The organism is Devosia sp. Z6_126 (assembly GCF_058133495.1).
The window spans coordinates 1,146,349-1,167,407 of record NZ_JBYUNO010000001.1; the positions used below are offsets into that span (position 1 = coordinate 1,146,349).

The 21,059-nt window shown below is 63.7% G+C and carries 16 protein-coding genes and 1 tRNA gene; 11 read left to right on the forward strand and 6 right to left on the reverse strand.

Features of this window, described 5'->3' with window-relative positions:
* Positions 1-974: 974 nt before the first annotated feature.
* Positions 975-2,873 (reverse strand): AAA family ATPase, encoded by a 1,899-nt coding sequence (locus tag AC3YOG_RS05575; protein ID WP_489934386.1) that lies wholly within the window; start codon positions 2,871-2,873, stop codon positions 975-977.
* Positions 2,874-3,246: 373 nt separating this feature from the next.
* Between AC3YOG_RS05575 and AC3YOG_RS05580 the strand changes: the two genes are divergently transcribed.
* Entirely contained in the window at positions 3,247-4,203 is a 957-nt protein-coding gene (locus tag AC3YOG_RS05580) for a hypothetical protein (protein WP_489934387.1), read from the forward strand.
* 416 nt (positions 4,204-4,619) lie between these two features.
* Here AC3YOG_RS05580 and AC3YOG_RS05585 read toward each other — a convergent pair.
* Positions 4,620-4,695 (reverse strand) — tRNA-Ala (locus tag AC3YOG_RS05585).
* 69 nt (positions 4,696-4,764) lie between these two features.
* On the reverse strand, positions 4,765-5,580 hold the full coding sequence (locus tag AC3YOG_RS05590) for a siderophore-interacting protein (protein WP_489934388.1): 816 nt from the start codon (positions 5,578-5,580) through the stop codon (positions 4,765-4,767).
* Positions 5,581-5,700: 120 nt separating this feature from the next.
* Between AC3YOG_RS05590 and AC3YOG_RS05595 the strand changes: the two genes are divergently transcribed.
* The gene (locus AC3YOG_RS05595; RefSeq protein ID WP_489934389.1) at positions 5,701-6,669 is read left to right on the forward strand and encodes a zinc-binding dehydrogenase; all 969 of its coding nucleotides are present in this window, start codon (positions 5,701-5,703) and stop codon (positions 6,667-6,669) included.
* Here AC3YOG_RS05595 and AC3YOG_RS05600 read toward each other — a convergent pair.
* Positions 6,666-7,982: an NAD(P)H-dependent oxidoreductase gene (locus AC3YOG_RS05600; RefSeq protein WP_489934390.1), complete on the reverse strand. Its 1,317-nt coding sequence runs from the start codon at positions 7,980-7,982 to the stop codon at positions 6,666-6,668. The genes AC3YOG_RS05595 and AC3YOG_RS05600 overlap by 4 nt on opposite strands.
* Positions 7,983-8,127: 145 nt before the next feature.
* Between AC3YOG_RS05600 and AC3YOG_RS05605 the strand changes: the two genes are divergently transcribed.
* From AC3YOG_RS05605 to AC3YOG_RS05630, 6 genes are all read left to right on the forward strand, one after another.
* A complete protein-coding gene (locus tag AC3YOG_RS05605) occupies positions 8,128-8,490 on the forward strand; it encodes a methylglyoxal synthase (RefSeq protein WP_127754775.1) in 363 nt (120 codons plus the stop codon).
* 106 nt (positions 8,491-8,596) lie between these two features.
* The gene (locus tag AC3YOG_RS05610) at positions 8,597-9,379 is read left to right on the forward strand and encodes an ABC transporter ATP-binding protein (protein WP_489934391.1); all 783 of its coding nucleotides are present in this window, start codon (positions 8,597-8,599) and stop codon (positions 9,377-9,379) included.
* A 53-nt stretch (positions 9,380-9,432) separates the two neighbouring features.
* Complete coding sequence (locus AC3YOG_RS05615; protein WP_127754773.1) at positions 9,433-10,137, forward strand: ABC transporter ATP-binding protein; 705 nt, start codon at positions 9,433-9,435, stop codon at positions 10,135-10,137.
* Positions 10,138-10,203: 66 nt separating this feature from the next.
* Complete coding sequence (locus AC3YOG_RS05620) at positions 10,204-11,208, forward strand: branched-chain amino acid ABC transporter permease (RefSeq protein ID WP_489934392.1); 1,005 nt, start codon at positions 10,204-10,206, stop codon at positions 11,206-11,208.
* The gene (locus tag AC3YOG_RS05625) at positions 11,205-12,491 is read left to right on the forward strand and encodes a branched-chain amino acid ABC transporter permease (RefSeq protein WP_489934393.1); all 1,287 of its coding nucleotides are present in this window, start codon (positions 11,205-11,207) and stop codon (positions 12,489-12,491) included. Before AC3YOG_RS05620 ends, AC3YOG_RS05625 begins: the two co-directional genes overlap by 4 nt.
* A 27-nt stretch (positions 12,492-12,518) precedes the next feature.
* The gene (locus AC3YOG_RS05630) at positions 12,519-13,400 is read left to right on the forward strand and encodes an EamA family transporter (RefSeq protein WP_489934394.1); all 882 of its coding nucleotides are present in this window, start codon (positions 12,519-12,521) and stop codon (positions 13,398-13,400) included.
* 12 nt (positions 13,401-13,412) lie between these two features.
* Here AC3YOG_RS05630 and AC3YOG_RS05635 read toward each other — a convergent pair whose 3' ends face one another.
* Positions 13,413-14,342 carry an oxidoreductase gene (locus AC3YOG_RS05635; RefSeq protein WP_489934395.1) on the reverse strand — a complete coding sequence of 310 codons (930 nt, stop codon included), beginning with the start codon at positions 14,340-14,342 and terminating at the stop codon, positions 13,413-13,415.
* Between the two features lie 135 nt (positions 14,343-14,477).
* Complete coding sequence (locus tag AC3YOG_RS05640) at positions 14,478-15,683, reverse strand: ABC transporter substrate-binding protein (protein WP_127754768.1); 1,206 nt, start codon at positions 15,681-15,683, stop codon at positions 14,478-14,480.
* A 225-nt stretch (positions 15,684-15,908) separates the two neighbouring features.
* Here AC3YOG_RS05640 and AC3YOG_RS05645 point away from each other — a divergent pair, with 225 nt between their 5' ends.
* From AC3YOG_RS05645 to pyc, 3 genes are all read left to right on the forward strand, one after another.
* A complete protein-coding gene (locus AC3YOG_RS05645; protein WP_489934396.1) occupies positions 15,909-16,934 on the forward strand; it encodes a glycine betaine ABC transporter substrate-binding protein in 1,026 nt (341 codons plus the stop codon).
* A gap of 167 nt (positions 16,935-17,101) precedes the next feature.
* Positions 17,102-17,518, forward strand: coding sequence for a protein tyrosine phosphatase family protein (locus AC3YOG_RS05650; protein WP_127754766.1), 417 nt, complete (start codon positions 17,102-17,104; stop codon positions 17,516-17,518).
* Positions 17,519-17,611: 93 nt separating this feature from the next.
* The gene (pyc, locus tag AC3YOG_RS05655; RefSeq protein ID WP_489934397.1) at positions 17,612-21,052 is read left to right on the forward strand and encodes a pyruvate carboxylase; all 3,441 of its coding nucleotides are present in this window, start codon (positions 17,612-17,614) and stop codon (positions 21,050-21,052) included.
* Positions 21,053-21,059: the final 7 nt, after the last annotated feature.

The window sequence follows — 21,059 nt, forward strand, 5'->3', positions numbered from 1 at the left end:
GTGGAATTTACATTCTAGCGCTCCTGGCGACGATCGCGTTTTCACACAGCCTCGGCCCCTTACCAGCCCTTGGGCTGTTTGGCGCAAACGCGCCGAATTGTGCTTTGGCGGCCGCCCGGCAATTGGCGTTGCGGAGCGGCCTAACCCGCCCCGAGTGGAGATCACCCAGGGGGTGGGCTCCAAGGATTACTGCAGTCACGAGCGACGCCGTCAAGGATTACGTTGGGGCAAGCAAGGATTGATGCGGACGGGCGATAAAGCGCTCGTCCGCATCAGTCTTGGCTCCTCAGACCTTCGTAAGGCCCCGCCTGTACGAGGCGTTCTTTTCTTCCCGCTCGGTAATGAAGGCCAACAGCGTGGACCTTCGGCACGCCAAAGTACTCCCGACTCTGAATATGGGCAGATGTTCCTGGTAGCAGGCATGATAGACCTGCCGGCGGGTCATTCCCAAGAACTGGCCAATGGCCTCGGCGCCCCAAATTACGTCGGAGCTCAGTTCGTATTCGCTATTCATGAAAGCATACTCCCGGACAACAGACACGTGTTCGCGGCGCAGCAGTGTCGGTACGCTTTGCCGCGGCGGGCCACGCGAGACGAGCGTGGCGGTGCCAGATGTGTTGGGCTGGTCCTGCCGTCGAGACGAGAGCCGGTACGCCAAGGCGGCCGCTCCGCCTCATGTTCCCTATGGCAGGGACATGCCCATCAATCCGGACGAGCGCAGCCGCCTCGGGGGAGGAGTGTGGGTGTAGACGAGGATGAATTCCATTCTTGATCTCCAAAGTTCTCTGCCATCGGAAGGTGCCGCGCCAACGACAGCCTTTCCGCTTCGCGACTGCGAAGGCCCGCAATCGACGTAAACAGGAAACCGCCAGATTGCTTAAGGACTTCATAAACTCCTGATCTGTCCGGGAGAATTGAAAGGCAGGTCCAAGTTCGTCGCTGGCCGAGCAATTCGTCCGCCGGCGGAATATTTGTCAGCCGTCAGAGCTTGCGGACGGGGGTATCGTGCGGAGGAAGGTCTCGAGTTCCTCAGCGGATAGCGACAATTTGGCCATGAGAATGGTCGCTAGATCGCGGCAGGTATCCGCGTGCTGCTGGATGAGGTTCTCGGCGACTTTCGCATAGCGCCCCAGATCAGCTGCAACCGCATCCAGCAAGCGGCTGTCTTTAGACAGAAGCGAAACGGCGTTCTTCGGTTCCGTGCGCCAGACCAAAGCGTCTCCCCACCCGAAACTGGCATATCCCTGGGCGACCACTTCGGTTGCCACGTGCAGATCGGAGCCACGACTCCCACCGGCCCCCATCGTGACATCCCCGCCGAGGATCACGCGTTCGGCAGCCTGGCCCCCCAGCATGACGATCGCTGCCCGTTCGAGATCGCGCCGCGTGAAGCCGGTTACTTCATCAAAGCGAGTATGCCCAGCCGCGCTGCCAACTTGGCGAATGGTGACAAAAGTCGGAATCCGGCCCAAAACGTGCCCCGATATACAATGTCCGGCCTCGTGGACCGCAACGCGCCACAACTCGGTTGATGTCCGGTAGTCGCGCCCGATTGCGGCATTCCACAGGTCTTCATGCCGGAGAGCGCGCCCGGCATTTCTGGCCGTCCTTCTGGCGCTGCTCACCCATTCTGCTGCGGCGGCTCCCGTCGCCCCTTTCGTCAGCATAGCCAGGGACAGCAGATCATCATCCGCAAGATCGCCGCCGAGAAAGTGCCGCAGGATGCCTGCCAAGGCTCGCGGCGACGGCGGGTCGATCTGCAGCATACGGGATAACCGGCCAGGTCTGACCAAGGCGGGATCGAGGTCCTGATACCGGTTGGTGGCGCCCAAAACGACAACCCCGTCCCGGTCGTTCAACGAAGAGTCCAACTGGACCAAGAAGTCGGTGATGACCGGGGTCCACCAATCTTTGTTCTTCGCGTCGAGTGTCTCCCGGGACGGCAGCGCATCTAATTCGTCGATGAACAGAAGGGAGGGAGCTAGTTGCCTAGCCTCGTCGAAGATGCTGCGAAACTTCTTGATCACGCCGTCCAGGTGACCGTCGGATGTAGCAAACAGGGTACCGATGGAGGTCTGCACGAAGTGGAGACCGCATTCTCTGGCAATGATCCCGGCAACCATGGTCTTTCCGGTTCCCGGTGGACCGGCTAAGACGGCACCAGCTTCGATGGCCGAGAAGGGAATGGCACCTGACCGATATGCCGTAAGGTCGGCTTTGAGGTCGATCCCCCATTCCTTAGCCGCGTCTAGGCCTTGGAGTGAAGCCAGTGGCGGCATCTCTGCTGCTGTATTTGGAGATGACCCTGTTAAACGCTGCAGCCGGGCCACCGTCGTGCTCACTGTACCGCCGGGAGGGAAGCAGGCGCCGAGCAGGCTCAACTCACAAAATCGATCGAGCCCCGCCTTGATCCTTGTGTGGTCGCCGACCAGCGTGCGCCTGGCAACCTCTCGCAGTGCAGACCGGTCTGGCAATCTGAGCTTATATCGGTAATCGGCAACCTTGCTGGCTTCTTCAGGCAGGTCGCCACTCTCGACGATGGCCATAACGCCACCCTGTTTCGCGACGACATCGACGAGCCGGTCGAGCTCTGCGCTGGGCTTCTTGCCGGCGTGAGAAGCCGTTCGGATGAAAAGGGGGTAGCCCGGGAGAACCTCTCGAGCGGCGGCGGCGACCCAAATGAGCCAATCAGCCCCGGGCACTTCGAGGAGAAGGATGTTGAAGCTGTCCGCGCGCAGCTTGTTGAAAACGGATGCCGGTATAGTTCTCTTGAGACAGGCTAGGCAGATCGCCAGGCGCGGATCGGTGAATTCCGGCCTGTCTTCGAGCAGGACGTTAACCGCTGCGGCCGTGTCGTCTTCGTGCTCCGCCATGTGATCGCTCCGCCTGGTTTCGGTTCACCCCGCTGGATTAGGATGAAGACCATCGTGTGCCCAGCCGGGTGAATCCGTCTTGCCGCAAGGATTGCGTCAAGAGCGCAAGGACTGTCGCATATTGCATGGCTTTCTGTGTGCACTCGTTTGTTCACCGCGGCATGCTCACCTGTGCGCCACGACCGCAAGATGTGGGCGGTAGGTCGGAAGGATCGAGAACTCCGCTGGGGAGCGACTATTGCGGCCGCCCGGCATTCCCGGCGAAAGAGGACAAACCTTCCCGTGTTGGCTCCGGCCAAAGCCAACTATCCATGTTCCATCGCCAACGATGTCGCCCGTCGGCCGGGATCATCAACGGAGACAGGAGCTCATTGTGGTTGTCGATCAACTGGGACTGACCGCGACCCATCTCGTCGATGCAGAAGGTGTATTCCTGCACGTGCCGTACCGCATTCCGGCACATGGAATTACACTCGTGTCTGCGGATCGCGCAGCAGCGGTATTGATTGCCCCGGCCTGTGCAATCGAAGATCCGAGGCTCGCGCCATGGTTGTCACTGCATGGGATATACCGGGTTGAGGACCCCAGCGGAACTGTCGCGCGAATCGGCGAAGGAAAGGTCATAGACCGCCTTCGTCGTCATCGAGCGGCGCCCGTCGTCCTTCCAGCTCGGATAGTTGCCGCGTTCAGTGCCGACGGCGAGTGGACTGTGGAGGAGCGGAAATTCCTTGAGACGACCTTCGCGCATGCTTGGATCGCCGAGGGCAACGTGCTGTCGAGCACCACGTTTGATCACCAAAGTCACTTGCGGTTTAACCTCGCACGGCGCACGGAGCTGACTGGGATCATTCACACTATCCTCGATCTGGTCTTTTTGGGGGAGAGGGTATTGGACGGCGACGCGCATTTCCGCCCATTGTCGGCGGATGCGAGAGACTGGCCGATGGCACCAACCTCTGTTCCGGGGCCTGCCGATGAAGTGGTCGGGCCCGCCCTGTTGATCGACCTCTCGCGGGATCCCGCCAGTTACCGCCGCTTCGAGGTCGGATCCAGGCTGCGGTACGCGGACGGCAAGATCGCCGCCCTCGCCACCGTGCGCGACGGTTCAATCGTCCTGCACCCGGGATCGAGTGTCTACACGCGGACCACCATCAGCGTCGGTCAACGCTATCGTTCGACGCACGCCCGATTTCTTGAAGCCGCCAGAGTGGTGGGCAACCTGGATATTGGCATTACCAGGGTTGCGATCGCCGCAAGAACGGCCGCCTCTTTGATCAAGTTGGTCACGGCGGGACGTACCCATGTCGCTTCCCGCTGGAGCATCAGTTAGGGCGGCCTAGGCCGCGGGCGCCTCAGCTTGCCAAGCGAAGCGCGCTCGCGGGCTTGTTTTACGGCTGTGAAACTGCGGGACGGCGAACGCCGAACGAAGCCAAACTGACAGTCGCGCCATTGCTGACCGGGTAGGTCTACAAAAAGAAGGGCAGCGGAACCGCCCGCATGCAAGCAGGTGATCCCGGACGGCGGCCGGCATTTCAGCCGGAAAAGGATAAACTGCCCGTGTTCATCCAGCTCCGAAATCCTTCCGGGCACCAGTGCGATCGCACAGCGCGGCCCTTGTACTTTGCCGAAGGTTTTTTGTGCTTATTCTATGGGGTACGCAAATGGGGTACGTATTGGGGTACGCGACTGATTTTGCGCACTCACTAAGTCCTTGAAGTAGCAGGCCTTTCAGGGGTCGTCGGAAAATGGTGGAGCTGAGCGGGATCGAACCGCTGACCTCGTCATTGCGAACGACGCGCTCTCCCAACTGAGCTACAGCCCCGTTCCGACCGGGTTGATATGCACCAAGATCGGCACGAAGGGCAAGAGGATTGCGTGGCCCGGCAGCGGCTCAGTGGGGCTCCTTGGCGTCCGCGGTGCCGAGGAGCCAATAGCCGGCGGCCTTGATGTATTCGGGGTTCCAGCCACGCTCCTCGGTGAGGTGCGCGCGCACGGCTTTGCTCATGCTGCTTTCGCCCGCGATATAGGCGTAGGCCTCGCCGGCCGGGAATTCGAGCGCCGCCACGGCATCGAGCAGCAGGCTCGTCGCGCGGGCGGGCTGGCCGTTGCGATGCAGATAGTGAAGGGTCAGGTCCGCCTGGGTGGTGAAGCGCTGCTCTTCGGCGGCCTCGGCCACTTCGATCACCGCGATCACCCGGGCGCCGGCAGGGAGTTCTTCGATGCGGCGGCCAAGGGCGGGCAGGGCGGTTTCATCGCCCACCAGCAAATACCAGTCAAAGGCGTCGGGTACGACCAAAGAGCCGCGCGGGCCACCGATCACGAGTTTGTCGCCCAGCTTCACCTTGGCGGCCCAGCTCGAGGCGGGGCCGTCACCATGGAGCACGAAATCGAGCTCGAGCGTGCCTGCCGCCACGTCGAAAGAGCGTGGGGTAAAGTCGCGCATTTCGGGGCGCTTGCCCGGGAGGAACTCAGCACCCCGCTCCCCGATCGGGGCGGTGTAGGGCTCGACCCCGTCCGGGAAAAAGAATGCCTTGATGTGATCGGCATGGCCAAGCGAGGCAAAGCCGGTCAGGTCCCCGCGCAGAGAAATCCGGCGCATGCGCGGGGTGATGTCGGTGACCCCAATCACATCGAGCAGGCGCATCCGAGTCTCGTGGCGAACACGAATTGGGGCGCGAGGATCGCTGGTGGGGGCAGTGTCGGACATCGCATTCATTCCTGAATAGTTCGGTCAGGATTTACTCCGCTCGGGAACCCTGGGCAAGCCTTGCGCCGTTCTGATGGGGAGACGTGGTTTCGATCACCCCCCAGATGCAGGAGAAACAACATGCGCAGCATCATCTACGAAAGCTTTGGCGTGCCCGAGCAGGTGCTCCAACTGGGCGATCGCCCCAAGCCCGAGCCGGGCGCCGGGCAGGTGCGGTTGCGCATGGTGCTGTCGCCCATCCACAATCACGACCTGATGACCGCGGCTGGGAGCTATGGCTTCAAGCCTGAACTGCCCGCGACAGGCGGCACGGAGGCACTTGGGGTGGTGGATGCCTTGGGGGAGGGCGTCACCAATCTGCAGGTGGGGCAGCGGGTCACCGGGGGCGGGCAGGCGACCTGGGCCGAGTATTTTCTGGGCGACGCGGCCCGGCTGGTGCCGGTGCCTGACAGTGTCGATGACGAAACCGCCTGCCAGCTCGTGTCGATGCCGCTTTCAGCCAAGATGATCATCCATGAGCTGGGCCTTAAGCGCGGGGACTGGCTGGTGCAGAATGCCGCCAATGGGGCGGTGGGCAAGCTCGTGGCGCGGTTCGGGGCCGAGCAGGGGATTGGCGTCATCAGCCTGGTCCGGCGCGACGAGGCGGTGGCCGAACTCAAGGCGCTGGGCATCGAGCATGCGGTTTCAACCGCGAGCGAAGGCTGGCAGGACGAGGCCAAGGCGATGATCGGGGAAGGCAAGGCGCTGCACGGCATCGATTCGCTGGGGGGCGATGGGCCGGCCCAGCTGGCCGAAGTGATGGCCGATGGCGGCACCATCACTAATTTCGGCGCCATGACCGGCCGGCCGCTGCGCATCACCCCGGCGTTGTTGCTGTTCCGGCAGATGACGGTCAAGGGGTTCTGGGCGGCCAAGCCCAAGACGCCGGTGGCCGAGATCGCGCGGATGATCGGCGAGCTTGTCGCCGACGCCGCCAACGGCAAGCTCACCCTGCCGGTGGATGGGATTTATCCGCTTGAGGAGATCGCCGCGGCGGTCAAGGCCAGCGGCGAGCCCGGGCGCAAGGGCAAGGTGGTGCTGCGGCCTTAAACGAGGCCCAGCATCCGGTCCTGCTCGCGACGCAGCGCGAACAGGCGGGTGGAGGTGTCCGGCTGGCTGTTGGCTGAAGTCAGCAGCTCGCCCTTTTTGACGGGCGCAGTCACCCTGCCCCCTTCGAGCAGGCCCACCGGCACGGCCCCTTTGGCGCGGCTATCGGTGATGGTCATGGTAAAGGAGCGGTAGCAGGTTTCGCCAATCGCATCGAAGGTTTCGCCCACGGCGAGGTCGCGCTTCGCCACGGCGCATACCTCGGCCACGGGCTGGGGCAGGGGCACCATGTCGGGCTTGCCATGCAGCATGATGCGCGCGCAGGTCAGCGGCACTTCAAGGCTTGTCAGGTGATAAGGCCGGAAGAAGCTGTAATAAGGCCCGTGGCCGATATGGAGGTCATCCATGCGCTCGATGATGCGGGGATGCTCGGCCTTGACGATGACGAAGACCCCCGGCGCCACGCCCTTGCCCACGGTGAAATCGACAACGCCCATCTTGTTGAGGATCCCCCCGTCTTCGCGCGGGATCAGCACCTTGGCCATGTCGTCGCGGTCGGCCTTGGGGCCGTGCATACCCGGCACATCGGGCACAAGGCCCGTGGCATTGGCGATGGCGCACATTTCCACCATGGTCTTGGAGCCATCGACAAACTCGACGAGCATGCGCGGGTTCATGTTGCGGCGCTCCGCTTCCTCCCGGTATTCGTCGGGGATGGCATCGTGGCGGAGGGGATTGTTCTTGCCCTTGCCGGCGGCGACGATGGGCAGGCCCAGCGCGGAAACGAACTCGATCAGCTCCATGCAGGAGGACGGCTCGTCTCCCGCGCCAACCGAATAAACGACGCCGAGCCGGTCGGCCTGCGCCTTGAGATAGGGGCCGATGGTGACATCGGCTTCCACATTCATCATCACCAGATGCTTGCCATGCTCCATGGCCAAGAGGTCGTAATCGGCGGCGACGCCCGGCTTGCCCGTGGCGTCGATCACCACATCGATATTGGGCGTGGTGACGAGGGTTTCGGCCGAGGTGATGGCGATCTTGCCCGCTTCGATGGCGGCGGTGGCCTGGGCGGGACTGTCGGCGGTGCGGCCCTTGCTGTCGTCGCCATAGGCAATCTGCATGGCGGCAAGCGCGGTATGGGGGCGGCGGGTCGCAATGGCCGCCATCTCGATGCCCTGCATCAGCGACATTTGCGTGACCAGATCGGTGCCCATTTCGCCCGAGCCGATCACCCCGACGCGGATGGGCTGGCCGGTTTCGGCTCGCGCTTGCAGGTCGCGGGCGATGCCGGTGAGGGTGATGGAAGCGGTCATGGGTTCGGGTCCAAAAAGTGTTGATCTCCCCTAGCATCGGCAGGAGCAGTTTGAAACAGCGGTGACCCGTCGGGGTGCGGAAGCGCGTGCGCTTGCTGGCAGGGCGGCATCATGCTTTGTGGGCCGGCAACTGGAGGCAAAGGCGATGGCGCGGATCGGTTTGGTGGCCCATGACGACAAAAAGGACGAAATGGCCGCCTGGGCCAATGCCCACCGGGCCAAGCTCAGCCAGCACGAGCTCTGGGGTACGGGCACGACGGGCGGAAGGGTGATGCGGGAAACCGGCTTGCCGGTGACGCTGCTCAAAAGCGGGCCCTTGGGTGGCGACCAGCAGCTGGGCGCGATGATTGCCGAAGGTCAGCTCGATGTGCTGATCTTTTTCATCGATCCGCTCTCGGCCCAGCCGCATGACGTTGACGTGAAGGCGCTGACGCGGTTGGCGACGCTTTACGATGTTCCCTTTGCGCCCAATAAATCTACCGCAGACGCGGTTCTGGCGGCGCTTTAGCGCCCCCCGGCGCGGTTGACCGGTCCGCAAGCTTGTGCGCAGATGCGGCCAAACGGCCCCGGTTCGCGGGGCAATTGGCTATCCAGTGATCAAGGGTCAGAACCGCGTGTCCGTTGACGCAGTGATTGACGTTCGTAACGTCTCCAAAAGCTTTGGCGGTCTTCAGGCCGTGAGAAACTGCTCCCTCCAGGTGGAGCGAGGCTCCATTACGGGCCTGATCGGGCCCAATGGCGCGGGCAAGTCGACCCTGTTCAATATCGTGGCGGGCAATATTGTCCCCGATAGTGGTTCGGTGATCTTTGATGGCAAAGATGTGACGGGCCTCAAGCCGCATCAGCTGTTTCGCACCGGCATGTTGCGCACCTTCCAGATCGCCCATGAATTTGGGAAAATGACGGCGCTTGAGAACCTGATGATGGTGCCGGGCGACCAGCCGGGGGAGAGCCTCTTTAACAGCTGGTTCCGGCCCGGCCTCGTGCGCTCGCGCGAGCAGGAGGTGCGCCAAAAGGCGCTCGATGTGATCGACTTCCTCAAGCTTGGGCATGTGCGCAACGAGCTGGCGGGCAATCTTTCCGGTGGACAGAAAAAGCTGCTCGAGCTCGGGCGCACCATGATGGTGGATGCCGAAGTGGTGTTGCTCGACGAAGTGGCGGCGGGCGTCAACAAGACGCTGCTCAATGACCTCGCCGCCAATATCGAGCGGATGAACCGCGAGCTCGACTACACTTTCTTTGTGATCGAGCACGACATGGATCTGATCGGGCGACTGTGCGATCCGGTGATCGTGATGGCGCAGGGCGAAAAGATCGCCGAAGGCCCGATGGCGCAGATCCGGGCCAATCCCGCGATCGTGGAAGCCTATTTCGGCACGCCGGTGGAGGCGGTTTGAATGGAGCTTTTGCGTGTGAATACCCGGCTGCAAGCCCGCGGGGAGAGCCGGCTATGGCATTGATCGAACTCAAGCATGTGGTGGGCGGCTATGGCGGCGCACCGATCCTCAACGGGGTGGATCTGAGCATCGAGCCCCATGATATCGGCGTCATTGTCGGGCCCAACGGGGCGGGCAAATCGACGACGCTCAAGGCCATTTTCGGCCTCTTGAAGGTCACGGGCGGCAGCATCGAATTTGGCGGCGAGAACATCGCCAATTCCCTGCCCGACAAGCTCGTGCCCAAGGGGCTGAGCTTCGTGCCCCAGGAAAAGAACGTCTTTACCTCGATGAGTGTCGAGGAAAATCTCGAAATGGGGGCGTTTACCCGGCGCGATGATTTCCGCTCCACCATGGACTGGGTTTACGGGATGTTCCCGGTGCTGGCCGAAAAGCGGCGCCAGCCGACGGGCGAACTTTCGGGCGGGCAGCGCCAGATGGTGGCCATGGGCCGGGCGCTGATGAGCCAGCCCAAGCTCTTGATGCTCGATGAGCCCTCAGCGGGATTGTCGCCGCGCTATGTGATCGAGATTTTCGAGACCATCGTGCGCGTCAACAAGGAAGGCGTTGGCATCCTGATGGTGGAGCAGAATGCGCGCCAGGCGCTGGCCTTTGCCACCAGAGGCTTTGTGTTGGCGGGCGGGCAGAACCGATTCAGCGGCACCGGCCCCGAACTCATCGCCGATCCCGAAGTCGCCAAAAGCTTCCTTGGGGGCTGAGATGGACCTCTCCTTCGCCGATCATCGCTCCACCATCCACCCCTTCATCGAGTGCTGGCAGCCCGCATGACCGAACTTGTTTTCTTTATCAACCAGGTGGTGATCGCCGGCGCGGTGCTGGGCTCGATCTATGCGCTGGGGGCGATCGGCATCACGCTGATCTTTGGCATTTTGCGCTTTGCCCATTTCGCCCATTCCGAGCTGATGACCTCGGGGGCCTTTATCGCCTTTTTGCTGGCGGGGGCCTTTGCGGCCTGGGGGATCGTCACGCCCATCCCCACCGGCTTTGTGGTGCTGCCCATCGCCATGGTGCTGGGGGCGCTCTTCGCGCTGGGGATCGACAAGGGGTTCTATGCGCCGCTGCGCAAGCGCGGGGCCCGGCCGGTGACGCTGCTGATCGCTTCCATCGGTGTGACGCTGATGGTGCAGGGCCTGATCCGGCTGTTTTTCGGCGCCGGCTCCTATTCCTTTTTTGAAACCGAAACCAAGGAAGTGTTCCGCATCGACATGTCGGGTTTGGGCTCGACGCGGCCGCTGGTGATCACCGAGCCGCAGGCGCTGATGATTGTCGTCACCGCCATTTCGGTGATTGCGCTGCACCTGTTCCTCACCCGCTCGCGCCTCGGCAAGGCGATGCGCGCCATGGCCGACAATGCCGACCTGGCGCAGGTTTCGGGCATCAACACTGCGCTCGTGGTGCGGGTGACCTGGGTGATTGCGGGGGCGCTGGCGACCATGGCCGGCACCATGCTGGCGCTCGATGTGACGCTGAAGCCCGACCTCGCCTTCAACATCATCCTGCCCATCTTTGCCGCCGCCATTGTGGGCGGGCTGGGCCAGGCCTATGGCGCCATTGCCGGGGGCCTCCTGATCGGCTTTGCCGAAACGCTCGCCGTTTTTAACTGGACCATGGTGCTGCGCCCGCTCAATGCCATTCTGCCCGACTGGCTGCAACTGCCCGCCACGCTGGCGCTGGTGCCCACCGAATACAAGCTGACCGTGGCCTTCGTGATCCTCGTGGTTACGCTGCTGGTGCGCCCCACCGGTATCTTCAAGGGAGCTTCCTCATGATCGCGCGTTCGGCTGCGCTGTTTGGCGGGCTCTTTGTCCTCATCCTGCTGGTCGGCTGGGTTCTGGGTGCGCCCTTCACCTCGAGCCGCCTCGTGGAAGCGGCCGCCTATGCGCTGATCGCGCTGGGGCTCAATATCCAGTGGGGCTATGGCGGGCTCTTTAACTTCGGCATCATGGGCTTTTTGATGCTGGGGGGCGCCGCCGTCACCTTTATCTCCTATCCCCATGACCCGGCGTTCTGGGCCTCCGAAGGGCCGATGCTGCTGGGGCGCGCGCTCCTCGCCTTTGCCGCGGGCGCGCTGCTTGTCATCGGGGCGCAGCAGTCCCATCATCTGGGTGTGCGCGGCCGGGCCAAGACGGTGCTGATCGTCCTCGCCTGGTTTGTGGCCTATTGCGTTTACCGCAGCCAGATCGATCCGGCCGCCGCCTATATCGAGGCGACCGGCAATGGCTTTGTCGGCGGGCTGGGGCTCCATCCCGTGCTGGGCTGGGCTTTTGGCGGTGTGCTGGCAGCGGGCGTGGCCTTTGTCATCGGCAAAATCTGCCTTGGCCTGCGCTCGGATTACCTGGCCATCGCCACCATCGGCATTTCCGAGATCATCCGCGCGCTGATCAAGAACATGGACTGGCTGACGCGCGGCACATTGACCGTCTCGCCCATTCCGTGGCCGGTGCCGCTGCCGCAATATTATCAGGCTGAGGGCTGGGACGGCACGTCGGCGCTGCTGCTGGCGCGCGGTGGCTTCCTGCTGCTGGCGCTGCTCGTGCTCGCCGTCGTCATGTGGCTGGTGTCGCGCGCCTATGCCGGGCCCTGGGGCCGGATGATGCGCGCCATCCGCGACAACTATATTGCCGCGGCCTCCATGGGCAAGGATGTCACCGGGCGCCAGCTCGAGATCTTCATCCTGGGCTCGGTGCTGATGGGCATTGGCGGGGCCATGCTCGTTTCCTTCGTGCAGATCTTTGATCCCTCCTCCTACCAGCCCATCAACCACACCTTCCTCATCTGGGTGATGGTGATCGTGGGTGGCGCCGGCAACAATTGGGGGGCGCTGTTTGGCGCCGTGCTGATCTGGCTTATCTGGGTGGTGAGCGAACCCCTGGCGCGCGCCGTGTTCGACATTGTCAGCTATTGGTCGAGCTCGGTCGGCTGGGGCGCCATCCCCGATATCGAGTCGCGTTCGGCGCAGATGCGCGTCTTCGTGCTTGGCCTCGTGATCACCATTGCCCTGCGCTTTGCGCCCAAGGGCCTGATCCCCGAAACCGTGCGCCGCGACGCCTAGGCGGGCGGCGACGAGGGGAGAAGCGGCGTGTTCTGGATTGCAGCGACGCTGACGGCTGCTGCCCTGCAGACCGTGCGCAATGGCGTGCAGCGGGGCCTGACCGGCACGTTGGGCACGATGGGTGCCACCTATGTGCGCTTTCTTTATGGGCTGCCTTTCGCCATCCTGTTCCTGCTACTCGTAGCGCTGGGTAGCGGCGAGCCGCTGCCTGCGGTCGGCCGGTGGTCGGTCCTGTTCGCCCTCGGCGCGGGGCTGTCGCAGATCCTCGCCACGGCGCTGATGCTGTGGACGATGAAGAGCCGCTCCTTTGCCGTTACCACCGCCATCATCAAGACCGAGCCGGTGCTGGTGGCTCTGGCGGGCCTACTGCTCCTGGGCGAAGTGCTGCCGCCCCTGGCGCTGCTCGGGATTGTCGTTGCGACCCTTGGCGTGCTGCTGTTGTCGCGACTGGGTGGGGCGCAAGCGGCGGGCCCCAAATCGGTGCTGACCGGGATTTTGGCCGCTGCATTCTTTGCGCTTTCCGCCGTGGGATTCCGCGCCGCGATCCTCGAGCTGCCATCAGGCTCGCCGGTGCTGCGCTCGAGCGTCGTGCTGGTGCTGGGCCTAGGGCTGCAATCGGCGCTGCTGGTGGGCTGGATGCTGCTGTTGGATCGCGGTACCCTGCGCAAGGTCGCGGGTGCCTGGCGCCAGTCGCTGCCGGCCGGTTTTGCCGGTGCCGCCGCTTCCCAATTCTGGTTTATCGGCTTTGCGCTGACGAGCGCCGCCAATGTGCGCACCCTGGCGCTGGTCGAGATTCTGTTTGCGCAGGCTTTTGCCTGGGTCACCAGCCGGGCCGTGCCCGAGCGGCGCGACCTCCTGGGCATGGCGGTGCTGGTCGTTGGGCTGCTGCTGTTGCTGCTCAACAGCTAGCGGCGCTGGCGCCTAGAGCGTGCCCGAGCCATAGACCACATTGGTGGCATTCTGCGATTCAGCCCACAGGCGCTCGGCCGCTTCCTCGTCTTCGCCAAGCTTGGGCCATTGCACCAGCGCCGGCTTGCCGCGCCAGCCGCCCAGCCCCGCCGGGCCCACAAAGGCCAAGCGCGGCAGATCGTCTTCCACCGCGGCGGCCACGCTGGGGAGCGCACCGGCGGCTGCCGATTGGCTCAAGATGCCAGTAAAAAGGCCCGTGACCCGTCCGATGCCGCGCTTGCCGGTCACATTGGCGAAGAGGCCGGTATTGGCAAAGCCAGGATGGGCCACCGTAACGCGCAGGTTCCAGCCCTCGCTATCGCTCAGCTTTTGCAGATGGCGCGCCCACAGAAGATTGGCCAGCTTGGATTGCCCGTAAGCGGCCATGGGCTGGTAGTTCTCTTGGCTTTGCAGGTCATCAAAATTCATCTTGGCGTGCCGGGCGGCGTTGCTGGACACCGCCACAACGCGCGCGCCATCGGTTTTCAGCAAGAGCGGCAGCAAGTGACCGGTCAGCGCGAAATGGCCGAGGTGATTGGTGCCGAATTGCAGCTCAAAACCGTCCGCCGTGGTCTGCCGCTCGGGCGGCATCATCACCCCGGCATTGTTGATGAGAATATCGAGCCGGGCATATTGGGCGAGCACCCGTGCCGCGCAGGCGGCAACGCTGGCAAGGTCCGCCAGGTCCAGCAGCTCGAAATCGAGTTTGCCGCGGGGGGACGTGGCAGCGATGGTGCGGATGGCCGCGGCGCCTTTTTCGCCGTTGCGGCCCGCGATGATCACTGTCGCGCCGGCACCGGCCAGCATGCGTGCGGTTTCGAGCCCCAGGCCGCCCGTGGCGCCGGTGACAAGGGCGACCTTGCCGGTTTGGCTGGGGATATCGGCTTCGCTGCTGATCTGCATGGTGAGTGCTCCGGGGTCAGGGCGGCAAGGGCGCGCCAGTCTCGCCAACAGGAAACCGCTTGATGTCGGCAGGTTCCCAAAGAAAAAGGCCCGGGGGTGATCCCGGGCCTTCCGAAGGAGCGCTGAAAACCGAGCTTACTCGATCTCGCCCTTTTCAACGAAAGCGCCGTTCTCGACGGCCAGTTCCACGATGATGCCGTCCACGTCGCCAGCTTCATCAAAGTCGAGCGCCCCGCCGGCGCCCTCGTAATCGATGTCCTTGCCTTCAGCGATCAGCGCCTTGGCCTTTTCCCATTCGCCGGGGAGGATCTTCTCGCCAGGAGCGGAGGCCACCTCGCGCAGCGCGCCAACAAGGCCTTCGCGGTCGGTGGAGCCGTTCTTTTCGATGGCGAGCGCCAAAAGGAAGGCGGCATCATAGGCCTGGGGAGCATAGGTGGCGTTGGCTTCGAGGCCCGCCGCGGTCGCCAGGTCCACATAGGTGGTGGTGGCTTCGCCGGCCGGCGCACCGGCGCGGGTGGCGATCATGCCCTCGACCGAGCCGGCATCTATGCCGGTCAGCAGGTCGTCGCCAACCATGCCGTCGCCGCCCACGAAGAGCGTAAAGTTGCCCGATTCCACGGCCTGGCGCAGGATGGTGTTGCCCGAAGCATTGGCATAGGCCAGCACGACGAGGTTCTGCGAGGCCACCAGATTGCCCAGCTCGGCGCGATAGTCGGCCTTGCCTTCTTCATGGGCGAGGTTGGCGGCAACGGTGCCGCCGGCGGCGGTATAGGCGGCCGCAAGCGCGTCGGCCAGGCCCTTGCCGTAGTCATTGTTCACATAGGTGATGGCGATGTCGTTGATGCCCTTGCTGATCAGCAGGTCGGCCATCTTGACGCCCTGCATGGCGTCCGACGGGGTGGTGCGGAACACGAGGTCGTTGTCCTCGAGCGTGGTCAGCGCCGGCGCGGAAGACGCGGGCGAGATAAACACGACATTGCCCGACAGGCCCGAGCCATTGAAGGCGCCGATGGTTTCGCCGGTGCACAACGCGCCCACGACACCAACGACGTTTTCCGTGTTGATCAGGCGGTCGGCGGCGCCGGCAGCAGCGGTGGCGTCGCAAGCGCCGTCCGCCGAAACGAGGGACAGTTCACCGTCCAGGATGCCGCCTTGTTCGTTGACCTGCTTGACCACGAGTTCGGCGCCGGCAAAAATTGGCGGGGTCAGGCTTTCGATGGGTCCCGTGAACCCGCCGACGAAACCGATCTTGGCGCCGGTTTCCTGAGCAATGGCGGGCGCTGCAACGAGGAGCGTCGAAGCGGCCACGGCCAGGGTCAGGGTCTTCTTGAAATTCTGCATTGTGATCCCTCTGCTTGGGTTGCGCCGCCCAGCAGCCTTGGTGGCGGCTTTTTGTGGTGGAACAACGACAATCGGGGGCACAAAGCATGCCCCTCGGGCGCGACTGTTGCACATCTGCCCGCCCCGAGTCATCCGCAATTGGTGAAGCGGCAAGCCCCTGCGAAGTGTTGCTTAACGCGCGGCCCTTGCGCATAGAAAAGCGGGCGCCGCAGGAGAAACAGCAGCATGAAACAGTGGTGGACGAGTGCGCTCCTGGCGGCGACGGTGGTGTTGGGCACCAATCCCGCATTGGCGCAGGTCACAACGCTTGAGACCCCGGGCGGGACCGCATCCGCCCAGGCACCGGCGCCATCCACCTGCGGCAGCCAGCCCATGACGATTGCCCGCATGAGCTGGCCTTCGGCGGCGCTGCTGGCCGAGATCCATGCGCGGGTGTTGCGCGACGCCTTTGGCTGCCAAACCCAGGTGCTGCCCGGCGACATGGCCAATGTGGGCTCGTCCATGGGTTCAACCGGGCAGCCGGCCATTGCGCCCGAGATGTGGGTCACGCGCATCGCCGAAGTGTGGAACACCGGATTGGAAGCGCAAAAGCTGCGCGCCGCCGGTGACACCTATGGGGAGGAAGCGTTCGAGGGCTGGTTCATCCCAGATTACGTGGCTGCGAGCCGTCCTGAGCTGGAAAGTGCGGCGGGCCTCGCCGAAGCGCTGCCTGCCTTGGGGGGCGATGGTCCGGTCAAGTTTATCTCCTGTCCAGCCGACTGGGCCTGTGCCCTGATCAACCGCAATTTGATCCGGGCGCTGGGCCTCGAGGACCTGCTCGAAGTGGTCGAGCCGGCGAACCGGTTCGAAATGGATACCCTGATCGCCTCGGCGGTGAGCGCCAAGGAGCCCTTCGTCTTTTATTATTGGCAGCCCAATGCCGTTTTGGCGCAGTTCGACTTTGCCCGGCTCGACATGGGCGCCTATGATGAGGCGGCGGCGCAATGCCTGGCGCGACTCCAGTGCCCCGAACCCAAGCCGTCGGCCTTTGTGCCTGACGTTGTGGTGGGAGCGCTGGCCGAATGGGTATTCACCGAAGCCCCCCAGATTGCCGCCTATTTCAGTCGGGCCAGCATGCCGGTGTCGGAGATGAACACTCTCCTCGCCCAGATCAACGAACCCGGCGCCACGGTGGAAGCGGTGGCCGACCGGTTTGTGGCCGAACGGGGCGAGCTGTGGCGCGATTGGGTCGGCACGCCGCCCGCGCCCTAGCGCTGGGCTCGACGGAGTCCTAGCGCTGGCCCGCCCGCGCCCTAGCGTGGGAACACCTACCCCTTAGCGCGGTGCATGGCCCTTATCCTTCCGTCTTGGTTGCATGGCTTGCCGGTGTGGATATAGTCCGCCCATGCCCCTAGTCGGGCGCTAGCAGGAGCAGAGCCTTGGATTTGAAGCGGATCAACGATCGCATTACCGTATCGGGCCAGATCAATCCCGAAGATGTAGCAGCGCTCAAGGCCGCGGGGTTCACCACCATCATCAATAACCGGCCGGATGGGGAATCGCCCGACCAGCCGGAAGGCGCCGCCATCGCCGCTGCCGCCGAGGCTGCCGGCCTCGTCTATCACGCCATTCCCCTTGGGCGCGAAGGCGTGTCGCCCGACATGGTGGAACAGACCCAGGCCGCGATTGCCGCCAGCCCCGGTCCCGTTTTCGCCTTTTGCCGCTCGGGCACGCGTTCTACGACGCTGTGGGCGCTGTCCCAGGCCGGTCAACAGGATGCGGGCGAGATCATCCGCCAGGCCGGGGAAGCGGGCTATGACATGTCCCACCTCGCCGGACATCTGAACAGCAAGTGATTGCGCATTGGGGTCCCGGTTCAACCGGGACCCCTTTGCATTTCTGAGCCGCGTTGTTGCGCCCCAATCCCCTCTGGCCGGGAATTTAAATCGATGCCAATCAAGAAAATCCTTGTTGCCAACCGCAGCGAGATCGCCATTCGCGTGTTCCGGGCAGCCAATGAGCTGGGGCTCAAGACCGTCGCGGTGTTTGCCGAAGAAGACAAACTGGCGCTGCATCGCTTCAAGGCGGACGAGGCCTATCTGATCGGGGTGGGCAAGGGGCCCGTCGAGGCCTATCTGCAGATCGAAGAATATATCCGGGTGGCGCGCCTCTCAGGCGCCGATGCCATCCACCCCGGCTATGGACTCTTGTCCGAAAGCCCGGAATTCGCCGATGCTTGCGAGGCGGCGGGGATCGTTTTCATTGGCCCCAAGGCGCAGACCATGCGTGATCTCGGCAACAAGGTTGCCGCCCGCAACATGGCGATCGCCGCCGGCGTGCCGGTGGTGCCGGCCACGGATGCGCTGCCCGACGATCTCGATGCGGTCAAGGCCATGGCGGCCGAGATCGGCTATCCGCTGATGCTGAAAGCCAGCTGGGGCGGGGGCGGGCGCGGCATGCGCCGGATCATGAATGAATCAACGCTGCTGGCGGAGGTCTCGGAAGGCAAGCGCGAAGCCAAGGCGGCTTTTGGCAAGGACGAGATGTATCTCGAAAAGCTCGTCGAACGGGCCCGCCATGTCGAGGTGCAACTCGTGGGGGATGATCACGGCAATCTCGTGCATCTTTTCGAGCGCGACTGCTCGGTGCAGCGGCGCAACCAGAAAGTGGTGGAGCGCGCGCCCGCCCCGTACCTATCGGAAGAGGTGCGCACCAAGCTCACCGATGCGGCGCTGCGGCTGGGCAATGCCGCTCGCTATCGCGGCGCGGGTACGGTCGAGTTCCTGATGGATGCCGATACCGACGAATTTTATTTCATTGAGGTCAATCCGCGTATTCAGGTGGAGCATACCGTCACCGAGGAAGTGACGGGGATCGACATCGTCAAGGCGCAAATCAAGCTGCTCGATGGCGCGGTGATCGGCACGCCGGAATCGGGCGTGCCGCTCCAGGCCGATATCAAGCTGCATGGCAATGCCATCCAGTGCCGGGTGACGACGGAAGATCCCGAGCAGAACTTCATTCCCGATTATGGCCGCATTACCGCTTATCGCGGCGCCACCGGCTTTGGCGTGCGCCTCGATGGCGGCACGGCTTATGCGGGGGCGGTGATCACCCGCTATTACGACCCGCTGCTGGAGAAGGTCACCTGCTGGGCCCCGATGCCCGAGGAAGCCATTGCCCGCATGCATCGCGCCTTGCGCGAGTTCCGCATTCGGGGCGTGTCCACCAACCTGGCGTTCCTCGAAAACATCATCACCCACCCAGATTTCGTCGAGAACCGCTATACGACGCGCTTCATCGACACGACGCCGGCGCTGTTCGACATTGCCCGCCGCAAGGACCGGGCGACCAAGCTCCTCAGCTACATCGCCGATGTGACGATCAACGGGCATCCCGAAGTGCGCGACCGCCCGCGTCCGCCCGCCGATGCAGCGGCCCCTGTCGTGCCGCAGTTCGCCCCACCCGCCGCGGTGGAAGGCAGCCGGCAGGTGCTGGAACGCGCGGGACCCAGGGGCCTCGCCGACTGGATGAAGGCGCAAAAGCGCGTTCTCTTCACCGACACCACGATGCGCGATGCGCATCAAAGCCTGCTCGCCACGCGGATGCGCTCGTTCGACATCACGCGGGTGGCGCAGGCCTATGCCCATGGGCTGCCGAACCTGTTTTCGCTGGAGTGCTGGGGCGGGGCGACCTTTGATGTCGCCATGCGCTTCCTCAATGAAGACCCCTGGGAGCGGCTGGCGCAAGTGCGCGATGGCGCCCCCAAAATCCTGACGCAGATGCTGCTGCGCGGCTCCAACGGCGTGGGCTACACCAATTACCCCGACAATGTGGTGCGCTTCTTTGTGCAGCAGGCCGCCAAGGGGGGCGTGGATGTGTTCCGCGTCTTTGATTGCCTCAACTGGGTCGACAATATGCGCGTCGCCATGGACGCGGTGCTCGAGGCCGACAAGGTCTGCGAAGGCGTGCTCTGCTATACGGGGGACATGCTGGACCCCGACCGGTCCAAATATGACCTCAAATACTATGTGGCGCTGGCCAAGGAATTGGAAGCGGCCGGCAGCCATGTGCTGGGCATCAAGGACATGGCTGGCGTGCTCAAGCCCGCCGCGGCGCGCAAGCTTGTGGCAACTCTGAAGGACGAAGTGGGCCTGCCCATTCACCTGCATACCCACGACACCTCAGGGGCGGCCGCCGCGACGGTGCTGGCGGCGGTGGAAGCAGGCGTTGATGCGGTGGATGCGGCGATGGATGCCCTGAGTGGCACGACCTCGCAGCCCACACTCGGCTCGCTCGCGGCAGCGCTGGCGGATGGCGAGCGCGACAGCGAGCTCGACGCCAAGGCCATCCGGCAGATCTCGTTTTACTGGGAAGCGGTGCGCACGCAGTACCGCGCCTTTGAAAGTGATCTGCGCGCGGGGGCGTCCGAAGTCTATCTGCATGAAATGCCGGGCGGGCAGTTCACCAATCTCAAGGAACAGGCCCGCTCACTTGGCCTCGAAACCCGCTGGCACGAGGTCGCCCAGACCTATGCCGACGTCAACCAGATGTTCGGCGATATCGTCAAGGTGACCCCCAGCTCCAAGGTTGTGGGCGACATGGCGCTGGCCATGGTCTCGGCCGGCCTCACGCGCGCCGAGGTGGAAGACCCCAGGCGCGACATCGCCTTCCCCGATTCGGTGGTGGGGTTCTTTGCCGGCGATCTCGGCCAGCCGCCGGGCGGCTTTCCGCCAGCCTTGCAGAAAAAGGTGCTGAAGGGCCGCGAGCCGCTGACCGAACGGCCGGGCTCCTATTTGGCGCCGGTGGACTTGGAAGCCGAGCGGACCCGCATTGCCGAGGAAGTGGGGCACGAGGTCGATGATTATCGCCTGGCGTCAGCGCTGATGTATCCGAAAGTCTTTGCCGACTTCGCCAAGACCCAGGACCGCTACGGTCCCACCGCAGTGCTGCCCACCCCGGTGTACTTCTATGGGCTGGTTGAGGGCCAGGAACTGCTCGTCGACATCGAAAAGGGCAAGACGCTGGTGGTCAACTATCTCGGCCGCGCGGAAACCAACGAGAAGGGCGAAGTGCGGGTGTTCTTTGACCTCAATGGTCAGCCGCGCACCATCACCGTGCCCGATCGCCTCAAGGCCGGCGAGGTCAAGCTGCGCGCCAAGGCAGCGCTGGGGGATAGCAAGCAGGTGGGTGCGCCCATGCCGGGGGTGATCTCGACCCTCGCGGTCAGGGAAGGGCAGTCGGTGTTTGCCGGGGATGTGCTGTGTTCCATCGAAGCCATGAAGATGGAAACCGCCATTCATGCCGAAGCCGATGGCGTCGTCGCCGAAGTGCTGGTCAAGCCGGGAGATCAGATCGACGCCAAGGACCTGCTGGTGCGCATGGAGTAGCCGCGGA

Bases quoted from the DNA above. Each gene is read 5' to 3' on its own strand.
- AC3YOG_RS05575 (WP_489934386.1), bottom strand. From the start codon at position 2,873: ATGGCGGAGCACGAAGACGACACGGCCGCAGCGGTTAACGTCCTGCTC.
- AC3YOG_RS05590 (WP_489934388.1), bottom strand. From the start codon at position 5,580: ATGTCCGACACTGCCCCCACCAGCGATCCTCGCGCCCCAATTCGTGTT.
- AC3YOG_RS05595 (WP_489934389.1), top strand. From the start codon at position 5,701: ATGCGCAGCATCATCTACGAAAGCTTTGGCGTGCCCGAGCAGGTGCTC.
- AC3YOG_RS05600 (WP_489934390.1), bottom strand. From the start codon at position 7,982: ATGACCGCTTCCATCACCCTCACCGGCATCGCCCGCGACCTGCAAGCG.
- AC3YOG_RS05605 (WP_127754775.1), top strand. From the start codon at position 8,128: ATGGCGCGGATCGGTTTGGTGGCCCATGACGACAAAAAGGACGAAATG.
- AC3YOG_RS05615 (WP_127754773.1), top strand. From the start codon at position 9,433: ATGGCATTGATCGAACTCAAGCATGTGGTGGGCGGCTATGGCGGCGCA.
- AC3YOG_RS05620 (WP_489934392.1), top strand. From the start codon at position 10,204: ATGACCGAACTTGTTTTCTTTATCAACCAGGTGGTGATCGCCGGCGCG.
- AC3YOG_RS05625 (WP_489934393.1), top strand. From the start codon at position 11,205: ATGATCGCGCGTTCGGCTGCGCTGTTTGGCGGGCTCTTTGTCCTCATC.
- AC3YOG_RS05635 (WP_489934395.1), bottom strand. From the start codon at position 14,342: ATGCAGATCAGCAGCGAAGCCGATATCCCCAGCCAAACCGGCAAGGTC.
- AC3YOG_RS05640 (WP_127754768.1), bottom strand. From the start codon at position 15,683: ATGCAGAATTTCAAGAAGACCCTGACCCTGGCCGTGGCCGCTTCGACG.
- AC3YOG_RS05645 (WP_489934396.1), top strand. From the start codon at position 15,909: ATGAAACAGTGGTGGACGAGTGCGCTCCTGGCGGCGACGGTGGTGTTG.
- pyc (WP_489934397.1), top strand. From the start codon at position 17,612: ATGCCAATCAAGAAAATCCTTGTTGCCAACCGCAGCGAGATCGCCATT.